Source organism: Nocardia sp. NBC_01388 (genome assembly GCF_045040085.1).
Classification (GTDB): Bacteria; Actinomycetota; Actinomycetes; order Mycobacteriales; family Mycobacteriaceae; genus Nocardia.
Genome location: NZ_CP109553.1, coordinates 6,764,792 through 6,782,958, shown reverse-complemented (window position 1 = coordinate 6,782,958; position 18,167 = coordinate 6,764,792). Strand labels below are relative to the sequence as shown.

Genomic DNA, 18,167 nt, shown 5'->3' with positions numbered 1-18,167 from the left:
GGCAGCAGGCGAAACCGGCACTCCGGCCGTGGCCTGCGGCATCGGCGGCACCGAGGTCCGCGCAGCTTGGGTGAACGCCGCAGTCTGCGTCGCGGAACCGGCACCCGGAGGCGGCACCGCGCCGGCCGGCGCGCTCTCGCCCGTCCGCGGACTCGAACCGCCCTGAGCGGCGGAGAGATCCGCAGCTCGCACTGGATGGCCCGGGATCACCGCACTCGGACCCAATGGCGGCTGCCCGGTGGTGCGTGAGTCAGGCATGACACCGCCCGCCACCGGCATTTCCGGGGCGGGCGGGGTGGATAGGTGGGGCGCGCGCGGGGCGCCGGAGCCGGCGACGAGCTGGCAGCGCAGGGCCTCGAGATCACAGCCGAGGGTGCCCATGTGCTCGCTGAGCGAGGTGAACTCAGTCGACAACCGTGCGATCAATCGCGGATCGATGGCGGTATTCATGTCAGCAATGCTGGCGACCGGCAGCTTCGTCAGGATGAGTAGAAACACCCGGTTCGGGTCTGGTTCCTACCTGTTCTCATGACGGTCGTTCGTTTTGATATCTGATAACCTCGAAAAAGATATCGTTTGGAGGTGACCGTGTCGCGGACTGTTCTCGATGTCGATGATGATCTGCTGGCTCAGGCAGCAAAGATCCTAGGCACCTCGAAGAAGGTCGCCACCGTCAATGCGGCGCTGGCTGATGTTGTACGGCGACGGCAGCGTGAAGAATTCGCCGAGTGGGTGAAGGCTGGCGGGCTCGCGGACGACACCGCGCCTGATGAGCGCTGATTCATATCTGATCGACAAGTCCGCGTTGGCACGGTGGGGAAAGCCGACTGTCGCACCGATCCTCGACGATCTCTCGGCGCGGGGTCTGTTGTCGATCTGCGGAGCCGTCGAGTACGAGGTGCTCTTCAGTGTGCGACGCGCCTCGGAGCTCGAGAGTATTCGGCAGCTGCTGCGTGGTTTCGACTGGCTGCCCATGCCCGATGAGGTGTGGGATCGGGTCAACGAGGTACAGGTTCAGCTGATCCATGCAGGGAATCACCGCGCCATATCATTGCCGGATCTGATCGTGGCCGCAGTAGCCGAGAGGCATCGGTGCACCGTGCTGCACTACGACGGGGACTTCGACATGATCGCGAAGATCACCGGACAACCTGTTCGATGGGTAGTTCCCGCTGGTCAGGCGGATTGAGCTTTTGCGGCGCGGGTGATGGTGGCGCGGATTTCGGTGGTGATGCGGGTGGGGGCCTCGAGCATGGGGACGTGGCCTACGCCGGGGAGGGGGTGGACTTCGATGGTGGGGGTGGGGGTCAGGGGTGGGTAGAGGTGGGGTGGGAGGACTCGGTCGAATTCGGGGAGGAGGATCGAGGTGGGGACCGAGAGGGTCGGCAGGGCGGTGAAACCTGTTGGGAGGGCGGGGTCTTCGGCCAGGTCGTCGAGAATGGCGCAGTGGGTGGGGGCGGCGGCCATGGCTCGGGCGAGGTGGGCGGGGACGGTTTCGGGACGGTGTGCCAGCAGGGGCAGCAGGAGGCTGCGGATCATGTTCGGCATGGCGGGCGGGGAGCCTGCGCCGAAGCCGATGAGCGGGCTCATACCGCGGAATTTGCGGACCAGGGCGTTGGAGGCGGCGGAATCGCGCCACAGGCCGGCCGGGGAGATGGCGGTGACACTGCGGGCGCGGCCGCGGGCCGCCAGTTCCAGGGCGATCCAGCCGCCGAGTGAGTTGCCCGCGATATGTGCTGTGCGCCAACCATTTTCGTCCAGCAGGGCTTCCGCCCAGTCGGCGAGGGAGGCGACGGTGGCGGGGCGCCGCGCCTGCGGGCCACCCCAGTGACCGGGCAGGGTGGGCACCAGAATGTCGTGGTCGGCGCGCAGATCGTCGATAACGGGTAGCCAGGACTGCCAGGTGAGCAGCACGCCGTGCAGGAGCAGCAGGGGCGCACCACGTCCGGTCCGTAGTAGTGGGTCCGGAACCGAGTCCGCTGTACCGCCTTCCGCCATGGGCGTGACGATACCTGCCGGAACCACTTGCCCCGGCGGCGGATTCGCCGCCGGGGCTCAGGCCCCGTTGAGGAATCGCTTCCAGTGCGTGCCGAAGGGGTGCTTGGCGGTGACCGACCCGAAACGGACGCTGCCGTGCACGATGATGTGCAGCGGTCCCATCGGCGGTCCGGTGCGCACCTTATTGTTGGCACTGGATCCGACCAGGTCGAGACCGTTCATATCGACGGTGGCCTCGGACGGCACGATCAGTTCGAGCGAACTGAAGAAGTCGTCGACCCGGATCTCCACCACCTGCGTCGCCATCGCCGCCTGGGTGAAGTCCAGGCTCACACCGGACATGAAGCTGTTGACCAGCAGCGTGCCCGGCACCTGCCAATTGCCGGTGCGTTTGACACCCGACATCCGCGAGCGAATCACATTCCCGGCGCCGACCGGATGCGCGAGCCGGACCCCGTACTGCGGCCGGGCGAACCCGTACTGCGGGCGGGGCGTGTAGACGAATTGCGGCGCTTTGGGCGCGGGCTGCCCGGCGAGCCGGATACCCGGCAGGTCGACCAGCACCGTATTCAGTTCACCACGGGTCTTGGCCGCGAGCGCGGTGTCCATACGCTCGGTGAATTCCCCCAGTGACAGCATGCCGAGACCGACCGCGCGCTGCAGCAGCCGTCCGACGTGTTCGCGTTCGATATCCGATACCCGCAGGTCACGGTCGCCGATAACGGCGGCCTCAACGCTGGAAATCGATTCAGGACCTCCCATAATTCGAGATTACGAGCCGGGAGTGGTCTGCGCATCAGGGCAATCCCTGATCTGCTGTCCCGCCTCCCCGGAACTTTGGCGCACGGCCTGGGAGCCGTTGACGGTTGGGGACGCGTGGTGCGGGTGGGAGCCGAACCGATTTTGGGGGTACCCGGGGAGTTACCCCGGCCTTGCGAAATCAGTTGTTGCGCTGGGACGATGCACTACTCGTCCAGGCCCTGTTCTATGGCATAGCGGGTGAGTTCCACGCGGTTCCCGAGCTGTAGTTTGCGGAGCGTGGATTGCACGTGGTTTTCCACGGTGCGGTGGCTGAGGTTGAGGCGGGTGGCGATCTGCTTGGCGGACAGGCCCTTCGCCACCATGCGGAGCACCTCGGTTTCGCGGTCGCTGAGGGCGGGGCGATGGGGTTCGTCACGATCGGGCGGGGTGTTGGCGATGCGCCGGTATTCGCCGAGCACCAGACCCGCCAGGCCCGGAGTGAATACGGCCTGGCCGGCGGCGGTTGCCCGGACGGCATCGACGAGTTCGGTGACGGAGGCGCTCTTCACCAGGTAGCCGATGGCGCCGGCCTTGATGGCATCGAGCACGTCATCGCGTTCGGCGGAGGCCGACAGCACCAGGACCCGGGTGTGCGGGGAAACGCGCAGCACCTCGGCGGTGGCGTCGGCGCCGTTGCCGTCGGGGAGCTGCATATCCATCAGCACGACCACCGGTTGTACGGCGGCGGCGCGGCGCGCGGCGGTGCCGACGCCGTCTGCGGTGGCCACCACATCGAATCCGGCCTCGGCCAGATCGCGGGCCACACCCTCACGCCAGATGGGGTGGTCATCGACCACCATGACCGAAACCGTGTTTCCCGCATCACCTTCGGACATCATCGCCTCCGATTCTGCTGTAGATACCGGCCGAAAGCACCCGAAATATCATTGCCGCGGCCGCCGCGGCACCCGGAATTCCCACTCGGCCCCGGAGCCATCCTCGCCCACAGCCTCGAAGAGTAGGTGCGCGGTACCGTCGAGGGCCGCGATACGGCCGATGATGGATCGCGAAACCCCCATCCGCCCTTGCTCTTCCGCCTCGGCTAGGCGTCCGGACGGAATTCCCGGGCCGTCATCGCGCACACTGACGATGAGTTCGTCACCGGTATCCTCCAGCAGCACATACGCTTTCGCACCCGGTCCGGCATGCTGAGCCACATTGGCCAGCGCGGACGCGACGGCCGCGGAGATCTCCCGGGCTTCGAACCGGCCGATGGGCACCGGCTCACCGGGTGTCGAGATGAGCACCGACGGCGTGGACTGGGCGGTCAGCAGCGGACGCAGATCCTGTTCGACACCACCGGCGTCCGCGCCGACCCCCTGCTCGGAGATGAGGACCCGCAGCGCGACCTCCTGCTCACCGGCGCGCTGCGCCAATTCGGCAGTGGGACCGCCGATTTCGCCGCCCCGGCGTTTGATATAGCTGAGCACCTGCAGCACGCCGTCGTGGACTTCCCGCGCCAGCCGCTCGCGCTCCTGCGCCGCCGCGGTCAGCCGTACGGCGCGTTGCAATTGCTCCTGCGCGCGGCGAGCGGTGTTGGCGGCCAGCCCGATTGCCAGTCCCACCGACACCAGCACCGGCGTGGTGGCATCGCGCCACAGGTCCAGATCCCACTGCGCGCGGGCGGTGACCATAACCGCCGCGATGAGCAGTCCGGAGGCGATACCGCCGAGCGGACCCCACAGAATGGCCGCGGACATCACGGCATTGGCGGCCCACAGCGTGGTCGGCAGCGCCTGATGGTTGTGATACCAGTCGTAGTTCGCGACCAGCCGGGTCGCGAAGATCAGCGCGATGACGATCAGATGATCGCCCACCACGACCGCGATCCGCACCCGCCGCACATTGTGAACACGCCACTGCGACAACAGCACCGCCGAGACCCCGGACCACACGGCCATCACCGCGATCAGCACCCAGCTGAGCCGCTGATTCGTGTAGTGCGGTGCGGACGCGATCTGCTGCCCCACCGCGTACAGCAGGGTGACCAGCCGGAATGCCTGCGCCGCCCGCCACAGTGGGCCGGTGGCGGCGTCGCGGGGATCGGGTTCAGTCCGCGGTATCACCGGAGCTCGCGGCGGGCTTGGATCCATCGGAGGAGCTCGCTGGTTCCGGCAGATCCCACCGGTCCGGATCGGGGGCATCCGGATCGGCGCTGTACATGGATTTATGTGGATCGTGCGGGTGCAGTTCCTGATACAGCTCATCCGGCGAATCGGCCAGCAGCGATCGGATGGCGGTATTGAGCACCGCCACGAACGGCACCGCGAGCAGACCGCCGGCAATCCCGGCGAGCACGATGCCGACGGCGATCGCCAGCACCACCGCGAGCGGATGAATGCGCACCGCGCGGCCCATCAGCAAGGGCTGCAGCACATGCCCTTCCAGCTGCATGACCGCGATGGTGATGCCGAGAACGATGAGCGCGGTGACAAAACCCTTGGTCATGAGCGCGATGAACACCGCGACCGAACCCGCCAGGAACGAGCCGATGATCGGAATGAACGCGCCGATGAACACCAGCGACGCCAGCGGAAGCGCCAGCGGGACATTCAAAATCGCCAGACCGGACCCGATGCCGAGCGCGTCGACACCCGCGACCATGACGGTGGCGCGCACGAATCCGGTCAGGCTGCCGAACCCGAGCCGCCCCGCCGTGCGCACCCGCTCCCGGTTCCGTGCCGGGATGACCTTGGTGATGAACTGCCAGATCTGGTCGCCGCCGTAGACGAAGAAGATGAGGATGAACAGCGTCAGGAACGCGCCGGTGAAGAATTCGCCGATCACGGTGGCGGTGGTCAGCGCACCGCTGGTGAGCGCGTTCTGATTCGATTCGACGGTCTTGACGATGGTGTCGCCCGCATTGCGAATCTGCTCATTGCTCATATGCGGCGGACCGTTGATGAGCCAGTCCTGAATATCGTGCACGCTGGTCTTGAACTGGTCGGACAGCTGCGGCACACCGGTGACGAACTGTTCCACGACAAAGGTCATGATCCCGGCCAGCAGTCCGAGACATCCGGCCAGCGCGACGAACACACCGAGCGATCGCGGAACCCCGAGCCGCTGCATCCAATCCACCAGCGGCGACAGCAGTGCCGCCCCGAGCAGCGCGATGGACAGCGGAATCATGACGGTCGCCAGCCGGTGTGCGAGATAGGCCAGCGCCAGCACCGCCGCGAAGATGATGAGCATCCGCCAGCACCACTCCGCGGTCTCCCGCACCAGCGGGTGCACCGCGTCCGCAGCGTCCCGCCGGCGCGCCGAACCGCCCTTCCCGGTACCACTCTTCCCGGTCCTACTGGGCACTGCCTGCGATCTACCGGGCTCTGCCTCCGCCTCGCTCACGTCGCCGAGCCTAACCCTTCCCTACCGCACTTTGCCTCCGCTGCACACCAGCGTCCCAAGGGTTCCGAAACGCGACACCTGATTTCGCGAGGTCGGGGTAACTCCCCGGGTACCCCCGAAAGAGGTTCGCCTTCCAACCGCACCACGCGTCGCCAACAGCCAACGGCTCCCAGGCCGGGCGCAAAAGGCACGGGGAGGCGGAACAGTGCGATCAAGTTTCGGGGAGGCGGGGGAGCTAGATTGGTGTCTGTGTCAGCGCCCTTGGAAGCGGTCAAACAGACCATGAGAACACGCTGGCCGCTGTACCTCGCATCGATGCTCGCGGCCAACGCGTTCGGTGCTGTCCTGGTGTGGGCGTTCATCCAGTACGGGCTGCCCGTGCCGGAGCGCGGATCCAATGCGACCCGGCAGACCGGGTTCCTGTTGCCCGCGCTGGTGTTCTTGATCGGCGGGCTGCTGAGCCTGACCGCTTCGGCGCTCATGTTGCGGCCGGTAATGCGCTGGCAGGTGCGCGGCGGGCCGCCGAGCCGCCAGGAGCAGATGGCCGCGCTGCACGCACCGCTGCGGCAGTCCATCGTGCACCTGGTGCTGTGGCTGGTGGGCGGCGCGGTGCTGGCCTCACTGATCATTGTGCGGGCCCCGGAGCTGGCGGCCGCGGTGATCGTCACCGAATGTATGGCCGCCACCATCGTTTTCGGCTTCACCTACATGCTCGGCGAGCGGATTCTGCGCCCGGTCGCGGCCGAGGCGCTGACCGTCGGCGCGTTCGATCACACCCTCACCGCCGGTGTCGGCACCCGCATGGCCATGACCTGGGGCATGGGCACCTTCGCCCCGGTGATCGCCATTGTGCTGCTGTGCGTCACCCAGATCTCCTCGCGCGTGCAGTTCTCCGCACAGTCGCTGGCGGTATCGATTCTGCTGCTGTGCGGTGTGGTGATCATGCAGGCGCTGGCCCTTTCCATGCTCACCGCGGCCAGTATTTCCGATCCGATTCGGCAGCTCAGCCAGGCCATCGATCGCGTGCAGGAAGGCGCGCGGGATGTGCAGGTGGAAGTGTTCGACGGTTCCGAAATCGGGCTGCTGCAGGTTGGCTTCAACCGAATGATGGGTGAGGCCGCAAAACGTCGAGAACTGCAGGAATTGTTCGGCCAGCATGTCGGTGAGGAGGTGGCGCGGCGGGCGCTGGAGTACGGCACCGAACTCGGTGGTGAAACCCGATTCGTGGCGGTGCTGTTCGTCGATATGGTCGGTTCCACCGCCACCGCGGCGGAACGTCCGCCGACCGAAGTGGTCAGTCTGCTCAACGAGTTCTTCCGCATCGTGGTCGATGTGATAGACCGCCACCACGGCCTGATCAATAAATTCATGGGTGATGCCGCGCTGGCCATTTTCGGTGCGCCCCTGGATCGCCCGGATGCCCCGACCGCCGCCCTCGCCGCCGCCCGCGAACTGCGCGAAGCCCTGCGTGACGTGCCCGGATTGGATATCGGCATGGGCGTTTCGGCGGGCTTGGCGGTGGCCGGAAATATCGGTGGCGCAAATCGATTCGAGTACACCGTGATCGGTGATCCGGTCAACGAGGCCTCCCGTCTGACCGAACTCGCGAAGGATCGCCCGGGCCGCGTCCTGACCTCCTCGAGTGCGCTGTATTTCGCCGATGAGAACGAACAGCGGCATTGGGAAACGGGCGAAGAGGTCCAACTGCGCGGCCGCCGGCGGAAAACCCGGTTGGCCTGGCCCAAAGAAAGTACCGACCCGACGGATGCAGACGAGGCGGTAGCCAGTTCGTTAGGGTGAGCATGTGACGGCCCATGGTGAGCTGGCCGGCGAACCTGCGCCGCCCGCGGAGAACTCGCGCCGCGGCAGGTTCTGGTGGGCCAAATGGGTGCTCGGGGCCGCGCTGCTGAGTCTGTTGATTTCAGAAGGCTTTTATCTATATCCCCGCCTGCACGAATCCTGGAAGAACCTCACCGAAATCCATTGGGAATGGGTCGCCGCCTGCATCGTGATGCAGGCGATTTCCATGAGTGGCTTCGGCGCCATCCAGAAGCAGCTGCTGCATGCCGGGGGCGTGGAGGTCAGCCACCGGAAGTCGGTATCGGTGGTGTACGGCTCCACCGGCATGTCGCTGACACTGCCCGCCGGGCAGGTGTTCTCGACCGCCTTCACCTATCGGCAGATGCGGCGCTGGGGCGCGAGTCCGATCGTGGCGTCCTGGCAGCTGGTCATGTCCGGGGTGGTGGCGGCCGCCGGCCTGACGCTGCTGGGTCTCTTCGGCGCGGTGCTGGCCGGGGATCGGGTCGGGCCCGCCAAGGTGATCTTCTCGCTGGGCGCGGTGGCGCTGCTGGTGTGGGCCCTGAACTATGTGGCCCGGCACCCGGGCACCGTCGAAGCGGTGGTGCATCGAATTCTGCGCCTGGTCAACAGGATTCGACATAGACCCGCGGAGGCCGGCGCCGAGAAGATCGGCGAGGTCCTGAATCAGCTGGAGTCGGTGGATCTGGGCCGCAAGGACGGCGCCTGGGTGGTGCTGTGGGCCCTGGTGCACCGGCTCGCCGACGTCGCCTGCCTCGGTTTCGCCTGCTACGCGGTGGGCGCGGACCCCCGCCTGGCAGGGCTCATGCTGGCCTTCGCGGCCGGAAAAGCGGTGGGCACCATCCCCTTCGCCCCGGGCGGCATCGTCTATGTGGACGCCACCCTGATCTACTCGCTCACGGCGGCCGCCGGTCTGCCCGCCGCCCAGGCCGTGGCCGCGGCCTTCCTCTACCGCCTGATCAGCTTCATTCTGGTGGCGATCATCGGCTGGATCGTCTTCCTCTTCCTTTTCCGCAAACCGCATGACGATGACGCGGCGTACGAGAAGGAATTCGAGGAGCGCGGCGCTCCCCTGATCGCCGAACCCCGGCGGCCGAATGCCCCGCCCGGCGAGGATTCCTGACCTCCGCGAGCGCGCTCCCACGTGAGATGAGTGTCCCTCGCAGCGGGATGTAGGACGACCGATAACCTGTGGCCCGTGAAGAAACTCACGCCGTTCGTCGCAGATGCCGTACTGGTGATCGTGTTCTGCGCAATCGGCCGGCACAATCACAATGAGCCGGTGCTCGCCGGAATGGCCCGCACGGTATGGCCTTTCGCCACCGGCCTGCTACTGGGCTGGGTGATCGCCATCGCGATCGCCGCCGGAGGTGAAGGAGCCAGCGCGGCAAAGCGTTTCGACGGCCGGCCGGTGTGGCCGACCGGTGTCGTCATCTGGCTGAGCACCCTCGTCGGCGGCATGCTGCTGCGCGTGGTGAGCGGTCAGGGCATCGCCTTCAGCTTCGTCCTGGTCGCCGCGACCGCGCTCGCGCTATTCCTGCTCGGCTGGCGCGCCGGCCTGAAAGCGCTGCGCTGGAACTAGTCCGGAACCGCGAGTGACTGCAGCAGGCGCGCCGCCATGCGTGCGGTGGAATCCCCGCTGTCCACATCGTCGATGTGAATGGCGAAGGCGAGATCACCCATGGTGGCGATGATCCAGCCATTGGTGCCCGCCTGAGCGGCGAACGCCTGCACGCCCTGATAACGATTGAGGCTGGCCAACTCCGGGGCCGCCGCGCCGTCGCGGAGCATGCCGCGCAGGCGATCGGTGACATCACCGGGGAGCGCGGGCAGATCGGCTTCGGTGGTGGCCGGGACGCCGATCTGGATCATCGGCTTGGGTACCTGGCCATTGGCTATGGCGGCCGCCGCGATGGCCATACCCCAGGGGCTGGCCAGCAGTGAGTCGGCGGCATTGCCGCGGCCGACCTGTTCGGCCGCGTTCTTGCCGGTGGGCAGGCGGCCGGTGGTCTCGTCCAGGCCGGGGATCTTGAAGTCGATGCCGACGCCGAGCATGCTGGCGGCATCGGCCGCATCGCCGACCGAGACGTCCTGCGGCGCTTTCTTCTTGGTGATGGCCGCCATATTCTTGAACAGCTCGATCATGCCGCCGACCGGGTACAGCCCGGTGAAGGCCACCGAACCGTGCTCACTGGCCTGGCTGTTCTGCGCGGCGGCGACGATCGCGCCACTGGAGGGCTGGATGGCCACGATGGAGGCGGGCGTACCGACGCTCACCACCGCGTCCTCGGCGGCGCGCTGCAGACGCTGGTCCATGGTACCGGGGATATCCGGTCCGGGCGGGCCCTGTTCGCCTGCGAGCTGGGTGACGAAGGCGCCGTCCGGATCGAAGAGCTGTACACCCCAACCTGAGCGCTGATCGTTATTGTTCTGCCACACCTTGTTCAGCGAGTCGAGCATCGGTGACCACACCCGGCGGTCGGCGGAGATCAACCTCGGCTGCTGTTCCATGACCACGCCGGGGATGGCCGCCATCTTGGGTTGCAGGATGGCGAAGTCGCCGTCGCGCAGGTTCACCGCGACCACGGGTTTGCCCTGCGAGGCCGACAGCTGTTGCAGCAGTGACGGTCCGGTGATGAGCGGCGCGACCGGGGCGATGGCATCGGCCAGCGCATTGCTGGAGGCGACCGGATCACCGGTTTTGGTGGGGTCGAGTTTGACCACATTGATGGTCTGCTGGGTCATGAGCGGCGCACCGACGATGTCATTGACGTGCGGCGCCGGCGTGGCATACGTGCGGACCAGCTTCACGGTGCGTTTGCTGTCCAGCTGCGGAATGATCAGCGCCGGATCCCATGAGATGCGCCAGCCCACACTGAGTTTGCGCACGGTGCCCTGCAGGTCGTACTTCCAGTTCTTATTGTCCCCGAAGTTCCAGGCCGCACTCATGCTGAACAGACCGGTATTGCCGTCGAGGCCGATGAACTGGGTCACCTGGTAGTCGGGTTTGCCCGGGTTCAGCCCGCTGAAGACTTGCTTCAACGTTGCGGACGCACCATTCGGGTAGGACGTCAGCTCAGCTGCGTCCTCATAGTTCTGTTTGTCGAGCAAGCTGGAGAATCGCTCGACAACAGCCTCCGCACCGGTCGCTCGCTCCCGGAAAGCACACGACCCCATCGCAATCGCGAGGGCGAGCACCCCCGCGAGCACGATCGCGCCACGGATCCGGAAGCGGCGGGATCCCCACACATCCATATCGCCCACTCTTCACTCTTGCCACATCAGCAACAGGACCACGGTACCGCGTTCAAATCACTCGCGGTGCCACCTTTCCACCAGGCGTGTATGTACCGAGATCCACCATAGTGCCGATTTCGGCCCGCAAGGACCAGTTACATGATCACCGGTCGGTTACGGGCCTGGCGTATTCGCGCCTCCGCGAACCGCTTAGTACGTACCCCGTGGCGTGCTTGCGCAACCGTCGTGATCACCCGCCCGAACCCCGTTCTCCGAGAGCGGAATCCATTCGCCCGGAATGAACGTAACGTTGTAATCAGAATTACAACTCGACACAGCAAGTGAGAGTGACCGCCATGAGACACGGACATCGTGGACGTGAGTTCGGACGCCCCGGAGGCTGGCAGCAAGCCGACCTGCCCGACGCCGCAGACGCTTCCGATTGGTTCGCTGGACGATTGCCAGCCGACTGGTTCACCGGACCCCCGACCCTCGAGATCGACCGCGACGAAATCGTCGTAGTCGGCGAACTTCCCCTGCCCACTCCCGAATCCGCCGAGGGTGAGGATGCGGCCGAAGTGCCGCAGGCCACCCGCGAGGGCCTGGTTTCCCGCTTCCGGGAATCCACCCGTGCGGCCCGCATGCAGATCGCCCAGGAGGCCCAGGCCCGCTACGGCCGCAATGTCGCCTGGGGCGTATCGGCCGGCGAGGACCGAATCCTGTTCACCCACCTGGCAGTTCCGGTCATGACCCGGCTCCGCCAGCCCGAACGCAAGGTTCTCGACACCCTCATCGACGCGGGGGTCGCCCGGTCCCGCTCCGACGCGCTCGCCTGGACCGTGAAACTCGCGGGCAAGCACGCCGAGGAGTGGCTCGACGAACTGCGCGGCGCCATGCGCAAGGTCGACGACCTGCGCTCCGAAGGACCGCGCGGGCTCTGAAACCCGCGCCCGCGGCTCGGGTCCACGGCGAGGGGCCTGGACCCGGGCCGCCGGCGGTTCAGCCGATACAGTGAGCGCATGGCTGCTTCCGCCGGTCCGATCCTGGTGCTCAACGGTCCGAACCTGAACATGCTCGGCACCCGACAGCCCGAGGTGTACGGGTCCGACACCCTCGACGATGTGATCGAGCTGTGCCGCAAGACGGCGGCGCGATTCGGCCGCGAGGTCGAGGCGTTCCAGTCCAATCACGAAGGCGCGCTGATCGACCGGATCCATGCGGCGCGCGGCGTCGAATCCGGGATCGTCATCAATCCGGGCGGCTTCACGCACACCTCGGTGGCGCTGCGCGATGCGCTGGTGATTCCGGAGGTGCCGATCGTGGAGGTGCACATCAGCAATGTGCATGCGCGCGAAGAGTTCCGGCACCACTCCTTCGTCTCGCCCATCGCCACCGCGGTCATCGCTGGCATGGGGATCCAGGGCTACGCGGCGGCGATCGAGTTTCTCGCTGTGTCCAATTTGTCTCCGCTCCGCTCCGGCGGTTCGCGGCCCTCGTAACCCGGGTCTTCCCTCCTCCGCTTCGCTCCCCCGCTCCCGTCAGTCCAGACCCGGGCGGGCCGCGAACACCACCGTGATCAGGTCCGGCTCGCTTCGAGCCGGACCTTTTCTTGCACTCTTCCGGGCAGCCGAATATCGCTTCCGCACCACGAGATGTAGTAGGTATGCTACATATCATCCGGCTTCTACTACGGAGGATGGTATGACCGTCGGCGAAGATATTGTTTTGGACGTCGAACAGCTGCGAATGCGATACGGCACGCGAGATGTGCTGCACGACGTCACCTTTCAGGCACACGCGGGCGAGGTGCTCGTGCTGCTCGGCCCGAACGGGGCGGGCAAGACCACGACCATCGAAATTCTCGAGGGCTTCCGCATGCGCTCGGCGGGACGGGTATCGGTGCTGGGCGCCGACCCCGCCCACGGGGACGAGGCCTGGCGCGCCCGGATCGGGGTGGTGCTGCAGTCCTGGCGCGATCACGGCAAGTGGCGGATCCGCGAACTACTCGACTACCTGGGCATGTTCTATGCGCCCTACTCCTCCGGCAGCATTCGGCGGCCGTGGGACACCGATGAACTCATCGCGGCGGTCGGTCTCACCGCGCATGCCGATGCGAAGGTCATGACGCTCTCCGGCGGGCAGCGCCGGCGGCTGGATGTGGCCATCGGCATTGTCGGGCGGCCGGAGCTGTTGTTCCTGGACGAGCCGACCGCCGGCTTCGATCCGCAGGCCCGGCGCGAATTCCACGATCTGGTGCACCGGCTCGCCGATGACGAGCACACCACCATCCTGCTCACCACCCACGATCTGGATGAGGCGGAGAAGCTGGCCGACCGCATTCTGGTGCTGGCTGGCGGGCGGATCATCGCCGACGGATCCGCCGATCAGCTCTCCCGGCGCATTGCCGGTGAGGCCGAGGTGAAGTGGACGCGGGACGGTCAGCGCTTCGTGCACACCACCACCGAGTCCACCGAGTTCGTCTACGAGCTGTTCCAGCAGCACGGCGCGGAGATCGAGGAGCTGGAGGTGCGGCGCGCCTCGCTCGAGGACACGTATATGACACTGGTGCAGCGCTTCGAGTCCGGCCGGGAGGAGAACGATGTGCACACGCTGGAGGAGGTAGTCCGATGAATCCCATCAGCATCGCGGTTAATGCCGGGTTCCGGCGCGGCTGGATCGAGCTGCGCCAGACACTCACCAGCGGCCAGGACCTGTTCATCCAATTCTTCTGGCCCGTCATGACTTTGGTCGCGCTGTTCCTCATGCGCAATGGCAGCTTCGCGGCCAGCGGGCTGAAGCTGGGTGCGCTGGCGCTGCCGGGCGTGCTCGGCATGCTGATCGCCTTCAACGGCATGTTCGGTATCTGCCAGGGCCTGACCACGGATCGCGAGGACGGCACGCTGTTGCGCGCCAAGGCTACTCCGAACGGCATGGTCGGCTATCTGATCGGCAAGATCGTCATGGTGTCCGGAATCGTGCTCTCCCAGCTGATCATGGTGCTGGCGGTGGGCGCGTTCATCATCGGCGGTGTGCGGCTGGACACCGCCGGCTCCTGGATGACCCTGATCTGGGTACTGGTGCTGGGCCTGCTGGCCGTGCTGCCGATCGGCGCGGTCCTGGGATCGATCTTCGAGAGCCCACGCGCCATCGGTTTCCTCTCGTTCCCCATCATGGGTCTGGTGGCGATCTCCGGAATCTTCTACCCGATGACGGCGCTGCCCGGCTGGCTGCAGGGCGTGGGTCAGGTCTTCCCGATCTACTGGCTTGGCCTGGGCATGCGCTCGGCCCTGCTGCCGGACAGCGCGGTGGCCGTTGAGCTCGGCCACTCCTGGCGGCATCTGGAAACCGTTGCGGTACTGGGCGTCTGGTCGATCGCCGGACTGCTGCTGGCACCGGTGGTGCTGCGCCGCATGGCGCGACGGGAATCCGGGTCGAGCGTGGCGGCCCGGCGCGAGAAGGCCATGGCACGTGCCTACTGAGGTCATTTTCAATCGGATCGCGATGCTGCGCGCCGAGCGCGGCATCTCCCGGCGGGAGCTGGCGGAAGCGCTCGGCGTGCACTATCAGACCATCGGCTACCTCGAACGCGGCGAATACAGCCCCAGCCTGCATCTGGCACTGCGGGTTTCGCGGTACTTCGAGGTTCCGGTCGAGGTGGTCTTCTCCACCGACCCCTTCCCCCGCATCGGCTCCGAAACGGCCTGACCCCCACGGTCCCACCGAACAGCCTGTGTCAGTGCAGAACAGCGCCGGCAGGGGTTGTGCGGTCAGAGGTGCTCGGCGGCAAGGCGTTCGCCGGTGCGCTCCACCAGGGCGGCGGCATCGGCCATGCAGCGCAGGGGATCCGGTTCCAGGTCGGTGAGGGCGTATGCGGCGGCGAATCCGGCGGCGTGCAACTGATCTGGAGTGAGTTGCAGGCGACCGGACACCGCTACCACCGGAATGCCCGCGCGGCGGGCGACGGTGGCGACTCCCGTGGGGGCTTTGCCGTGCAGGCTTTGCAGGTCGAGAGAGCCTTCACCGGTGACGATCAGGTCGGCTCCGGTGAGGTGGGCGGGGAAGTCGACGAGGTCGAGGACGACGTCGATGCCGGAGCGCGGGACTGCGCCGAGCACCGCCATGGCGCCGAAGCCGGTGCCGCCCGCGGCGCCCGCGCCGGGTTTGCCCGCCCATTCGGGGCCGATGAGTTGCGCCCAGATCGACAGGGCTGCTTCGAGAGTCGTGATCTCGGCGGGACCCGCACCCTTCTGCGGCGCATAGACAGCGGCCGCTCCGGTGGGGCCGAGCAGCGGATTGTCGACATCGCTTGCGAGAGTGATGCGGGTGTGTGTCAGTGCCGGATGCAGGCCGGTGCGATCGACACGCTCACCGTGACCGAGAACTATTTCAGGCCAGGACAATTCGACACCGGAGGCATCGCGGATGCGGAGCCCCAGAGCGTGCAGCATGCCCGCTCCGCCGTCGGTGGACGCACTGCCGCCGAGGCCGAGCACGATATCGCGGACCCCGCGATCCAGGGCGTCCGCGATGACCAGACCGAGTCCGTAGGTGCTCGCGCCCAGCGGATCGAGTACTCCGCCAGGGAGTTTCACCACGCCGACCACTGCCGCGAGTTCGATCACGGCGGTATCGCCCCGGCGAGCGTAGGCGGTGTCGATCTTCCTGCCGGTCGGGCCGAGAGCCTGCACCGGCACCCGCTCCCAGTCCGCCGCGAGGAAGGCGTCGACCGTCCCGTCACCGCCGTCCGCGACGGGCAGCTGCCGCACCTCGGTGCCGGGTGCGGCACGCACGATGCCCCGGGCGAGCGCGGCCGCGACTTCGGCGGCGGTCAGCGAGCCTTTGAATTTGTCCGGGGCGAGGATCACCCGGCGTGGTCCGGCATGTGTCACCTGCTCAGTCTCACCGATTTCCGCCCATGCGACACGCCCGGAACGCCGGAAACCAGATACGGACAAATTGCCTGGGCAAACCGGTTAGCGTCGCAGCATGCCGAGTGAGCCGCATGTGCCGGTCGAAATTCGCAAGAATGTCGAACTGGATCGCTTCGAGCTGTACGTGGACGGATACCTCGCGGGCGTCGCCGCCTATCAGGACACCGCCAACGAGCGCGCCTTCGTGCACACCGAGATCTATCCGCAGTTCGAAGGTCTGGGATACGGCCGCAAACTCGTACAGGGTGCGCTCGATCAGACCCGGGACGCGGGCTTCGGCATTCTGCCGATGTGCCCGATGGTGCACCATTTTGTCGAATCCCGGCCGGAGTACCTGGCATTGGTGCCGCAGTGGTCGCGGGAGCGCCTGAATCTGCCGCAGCAATAGGTATCTGCCGCAGCAATAGGCGGCCGGACAGTCCGTCAGTAGGCGGCGACCGCTCCGTCGAGCGCCGTCTGCAGTTCATCACGCACGATGCGGGTGATCTCGGCGGGTTTGGTGGGCAGCTCCGGCACCGGCATCCCGAAATAGAAGCTGGCCGATTTGGCCTCCTCCTTGGTGGGCTCCACCTTCGGATCGGGCCGCGGCCCGTAGCTCAAGCCCAGGCTCACCAGCACCGGATCGGCCCCGAGCTTCTTGGCCCGGAAGGCGATGTGCCCGATGCCGGTTCCGACGGTCTGCACGTGGGCCGGGTCCACGTCATTGCAGGTGCCCTCGGGGAAGACCGCCACCCCGTCGCCGCGCGCCATGCGCTCGGCACAGAGATCGATCATGCGCTGTCCGGCCGCGTTCACCGCGCGGAGTCCGTGGTCCTTACCGCGGAAAACGGGAATCCCGCCCATCATGTCGATGCGCCGGCGCAGTTCCGGTTCCAGGAACAGTTCGTCCTTGGCCAGCACCCGGGTTCGCCCGATGACCGGTCGCAGCACGCTCCCCCAGGCCGCGGCCGCGACTGTATAGGGGTCCAGCTGCGAGAGATGATTGACCGCGATGAGCAGCGGCCGGCGCTGGGAGATCAACTCACGCAGCCGTTCCCGCGCCCCCGGTGCGTACGAGATCCGCGGTCGATACCGCCGGCCCAGCAGCCAGTAGGCCGCACGAGCCTTCAACAGATTCTGTTGATGATCGAGATAGAAGTCGTACACCGCGTCATTGTTCTCGAGGATTACCTCGGGACGTTCCATGCCGTCACCCTAGCGGGGGCGGCGCAATTGAGCAGAGACGGAATTTAACAAGGCAAAGAGCCTGTCGCGGTGGAATGATGACTGAGTGGCACGCGCAGAAGAACACGGTGACCGTTCTCGACGCGAATTCCGGCATGAGGACCAGGTGGTACGCCCTGGGACTCTGCTGGTGTCGGCGACGGACCTGGTGGAACCCTCCTTCCGGCGCACCATTGTGTACATCATCGAGCACAATGACGCCGGCAGCCTGGGCGTGGTCCTGAACCGGCCGAGCGATACCGCCGTGCACGATGTGCTCCCCAATTGGGCCGAACTCGCGGCGCCGCCCCGCAAACTCTTTCTCGGCGGACCGGTGAAACGTGATGCCGCGCTGTGCCTGGCCACGGTGAAGGTCGGCACCTCGTTCGCCGGCCTCCCGGGTCTGCGCCGGGTGGACGGCCGGGTCGCGCTGGTCGACCTCGACTCCGACCCGGATCGCATTGCCCCACTCGTCGAGGGCATCCGCATTTTCGCCGGTTATGCCGGCTGGACCTTCGGGCAGCTCGAAGGTGAATTGGATCGCGGGGACTGGATCGTCCTGTCCGCACTGCCGACCGACCCGCTGGCGGGCCGCGCCGATCTGTGGGCGCAGGTCCTGCGCCGGCAGCCGCTGCCTTTGTCCCTGCTCGCCACACATCCGATCGAACTGGAACGCAACTAGCATCGTGGTCCTGGTATGAACCCCACACCATGCGGTACACAACGACTGATTTGGTGAGCTATGGGTAACTCCCCGGGTACCTCCGGAACGCAACCAGAGTCCGAACCGCCAGCCCGGTTCAGAAGTCTCGCCGTCCCTGCCGATCGGCA

General features: G+C 66.5%; 20 protein-coding genes. 12 read left to right on the top strand and 8 right to left on the bottom strand.

The features are described from left to right. Window positions 1-582: 582 nt before the first annotated feature. Both OG716_RS32560 and OG716_RS32555 read left to right on the top strand, forming a co-directional pair. Window positions 583-780, top strand: a complete 198-nt coding sequence (locus OG716_RS32560) for a type II toxin-antitoxin system VapB family antitoxin (protein ID WP_405134272.1) — start codon at window positions 583-585, stop codon at window positions 778-780. Next, the gene (locus OG716_RS32555) at window positions 770-1,189 is read left to right on the top strand and encodes a PIN domain nuclease (protein ID WP_405134271.1); all 420 of its coding nucleotides are present in this window, start codon (window positions 770-772) and stop codon (window positions 1,187-1,189) included. The genes OG716_RS32560 and OG716_RS32555 overlap by 11 nt, the downstream gene beginning before the upstream one ends. Here the strand turns inward: OG716_RS32555 and OG716_RS32550 are convergent. From OG716_RS32550 to OG716_RS32530, 5 genes are all read right to left on the bottom strand, one after another. After that, window positions 1,177-1,998, bottom strand: coding sequence for an alpha/beta fold hydrolase (locus OG716_RS32550; protein ID WP_405134270.1), 822 nt, complete (start codon window positions 1,996-1,998; stop codon window positions 1,177-1,179). The genes OG716_RS32555 and OG716_RS32550 overlap by 13 nt on opposite strands. Before the next feature lie 57 nt (window positions 1,999-2,055). Beyond that, on the bottom strand, window positions 2,056-2,718 hold the full coding sequence (locus tag OG716_RS32545; RefSeq protein ID WP_405140068.1) for a DUF1707 domain-containing protein: 663 nt from the start codon (window positions 2,716-2,718) through the stop codon (window positions 2,056-2,058). Between the two features lie 245 nt (window positions 2,719-2,963). Then, entirely contained in the window at window positions 2,964-3,635 is a 672-nt protein-coding gene (locus OG716_RS32540; protein ID WP_405134269.1) for a response regulator, read from the bottom strand. Window positions 3,636-3,683: 48 nt separating this feature from the next. Beyond that, window positions 3,684-4,892, bottom strand: a complete 1,209-nt coding sequence (gene macS, locus OG716_RS32535) for a MacS family sensor histidine kinase (RefSeq protein ID WP_405134268.1) — start codon at window positions 4,890-4,892, stop codon at window positions 3,684-3,686. Continuing rightward, the gene (locus OG716_RS32530; protein ID WP_405140066.1) at window positions 4,849-5,994 is read right to left on the bottom strand and encodes an AI-2E family transporter; all 1,146 of its coding nucleotides are present in this window, start codon (window positions 5,992-5,994) and stop codon (window positions 4,849-4,851) included. Before OG716_RS32530 ends, macS begins: the two co-directional genes overlap by 44 nt. A gap of 435 nt (window positions 5,995-6,429) precedes the next feature. Between OG716_RS32530 and OG716_RS32525 the strand changes: the two genes are divergently transcribed. From OG716_RS32525 to OG716_RS32515, 3 genes are all read left to right on the top strand, one after another. Continuing rightward, on the top strand, window positions 6,430-7,947 hold the full coding sequence (locus tag OG716_RS32525; RefSeq protein WP_405140064.1) for an adenylate/guanylate cyclase domain-containing protein: 1,518 nt from the start codon (window positions 6,430-6,432) through the stop codon (window positions 7,945-7,947). A gap of 4 nt (window positions 7,948-7,951) precedes the next feature. Further along, window positions 7,952-9,088: a YbhN family protein gene (locus OG716_RS32520; RefSeq protein WP_405134267.1), complete on the top strand. Its 1,137-nt coding sequence runs from the start codon at window positions 7,952-7,954 to the stop codon at window positions 9,086-9,088. Between the two features lie 75 nt (window positions 9,089-9,163). Then, complete coding sequence (locus tag OG716_RS32515; RefSeq protein ID WP_405134266.1) at window positions 9,164-9,547, top strand: DUF3054 domain-containing protein; 384 nt, start codon at window positions 9,164-9,166, stop codon at window positions 9,545-9,547. On the opposite strand, the gene OG716_RS32510 is transcribed toward OG716_RS32515, so the two are convergent. Beyond that, entirely contained in the window at window positions 9,544-11,220 is a 1,677-nt protein-coding gene (locus OG716_RS32510) for an NTF2-like N-terminal transpeptidase domain-containing protein (RefSeq protein ID WP_405134265.1), read from the bottom strand. The genes OG716_RS32515 and OG716_RS32510 overlap by 4 nt on opposite strands. 338 nt (window positions 11,221-11,558) lie before the next feature. Between OG716_RS32510 and OG716_RS32505 the strand changes: the two genes are divergently transcribed. The 5 genes from OG716_RS32505 (at window position 11,559) to OG716_RS32485 (ending at window position 14,907) form a co-directional block, all read left to right on the top strand. Next, on the top strand, window positions 11,559-12,143 hold the full coding sequence (locus tag OG716_RS32505; protein ID WP_355124995.1) for a hypothetical protein: 585 nt from the start codon (window positions 11,559-11,561) through the stop codon (window positions 12,141-12,143). A gap of 78 nt (window positions 12,144-12,221) precedes the next feature. Next, complete coding sequence (gene aroQ / locus OG716_RS32500; RefSeq protein WP_405134264.1) at window positions 12,222-12,701, top strand: type II 3-dehydroquinate dehydratase; 480 nt, start codon at window positions 12,222-12,224, stop codon at window positions 12,699-12,701. Between the two features lie 202 nt (window positions 12,702-12,903). Next, window positions 12,904-13,833, top strand: a complete 930-nt coding sequence (locus OG716_RS32495) for an ABC transporter ATP-binding protein (RefSeq protein ID WP_405134263.1) — start codon at window positions 12,904-12,906, stop codon at window positions 13,831-13,833. After that, entirely contained in the window at window positions 13,830-14,681 is an 852-nt protein-coding gene (locus tag OG716_RS32490) for an ABC transporter permease (protein WP_405134262.1), read from the top strand. Before OG716_RS32495 ends, OG716_RS32490 begins: the two co-directional genes overlap by 4 nt. Then, complete coding sequence (locus OG716_RS32485; protein ID WP_355125002.1) at window positions 14,671-14,907, top strand: helix-turn-helix transcriptional regulator; 237 nt, start codon at window positions 14,671-14,673, stop codon at window positions 14,905-14,907. The genes OG716_RS32490 and OG716_RS32485 overlap by 11 nt, the downstream gene beginning before the upstream one ends. A gap of 62 nt (window positions 14,908-14,969) precedes the next feature. On the opposite strand, the gene OG716_RS32480 is transcribed toward OG716_RS32485, so the two are convergent. Next, entirely contained in the window at window positions 14,970-16,091 is a 1,122-nt protein-coding gene (locus tag OG716_RS32480) for a glycerate kinase (protein WP_405134261.1), read from the bottom strand. A 97-nt stretch (window positions 16,092-16,188) separates the two neighbouring features. Here OG716_RS32480 and OG716_RS32475 point away from each other — a divergent pair, with 97 nt between their 5' ends. Beyond that, entirely contained in the window at window positions 16,189-16,521 is a 333-nt protein-coding gene (locus tag OG716_RS32475; protein ID WP_327142773.1) for a GNAT family N-acetyltransferase, read from the top strand. A 35-nt stretch (window positions 16,522-16,556) separates the two neighbouring features. Here OG716_RS32475 and OG716_RS32470 read toward each other — a convergent pair whose 3' ends face one another. Beyond that, the gene (locus OG716_RS32470) at window positions 16,557-17,318 is read right to left on the bottom strand and encodes a lysophospholipid acyltransferase family protein (RefSeq protein ID WP_405134260.1); all 762 of its coding nucleotides are present in this window, start codon (window positions 17,316-17,318) and stop codon (window positions 16,557-16,559) included. Between the two features lie 85 nt (window positions 17,319-17,403). Between OG716_RS32470 and OG716_RS32465 the strand changes: the two genes are divergently transcribed. Continuing rightward, window positions 17,404-18,018 carry a YqgE/AlgH family protein gene (locus tag OG716_RS32465; RefSeq protein ID WP_405134259.1) on the top strand — a complete coding sequence of 205 codons (615 nt, stop codon included), beginning with the start codon at window positions 17,404-17,406 and terminating at the stop codon, window positions 18,016-18,018. Window positions 18,019-18,167 lie beyond the last annotated feature (149 nt).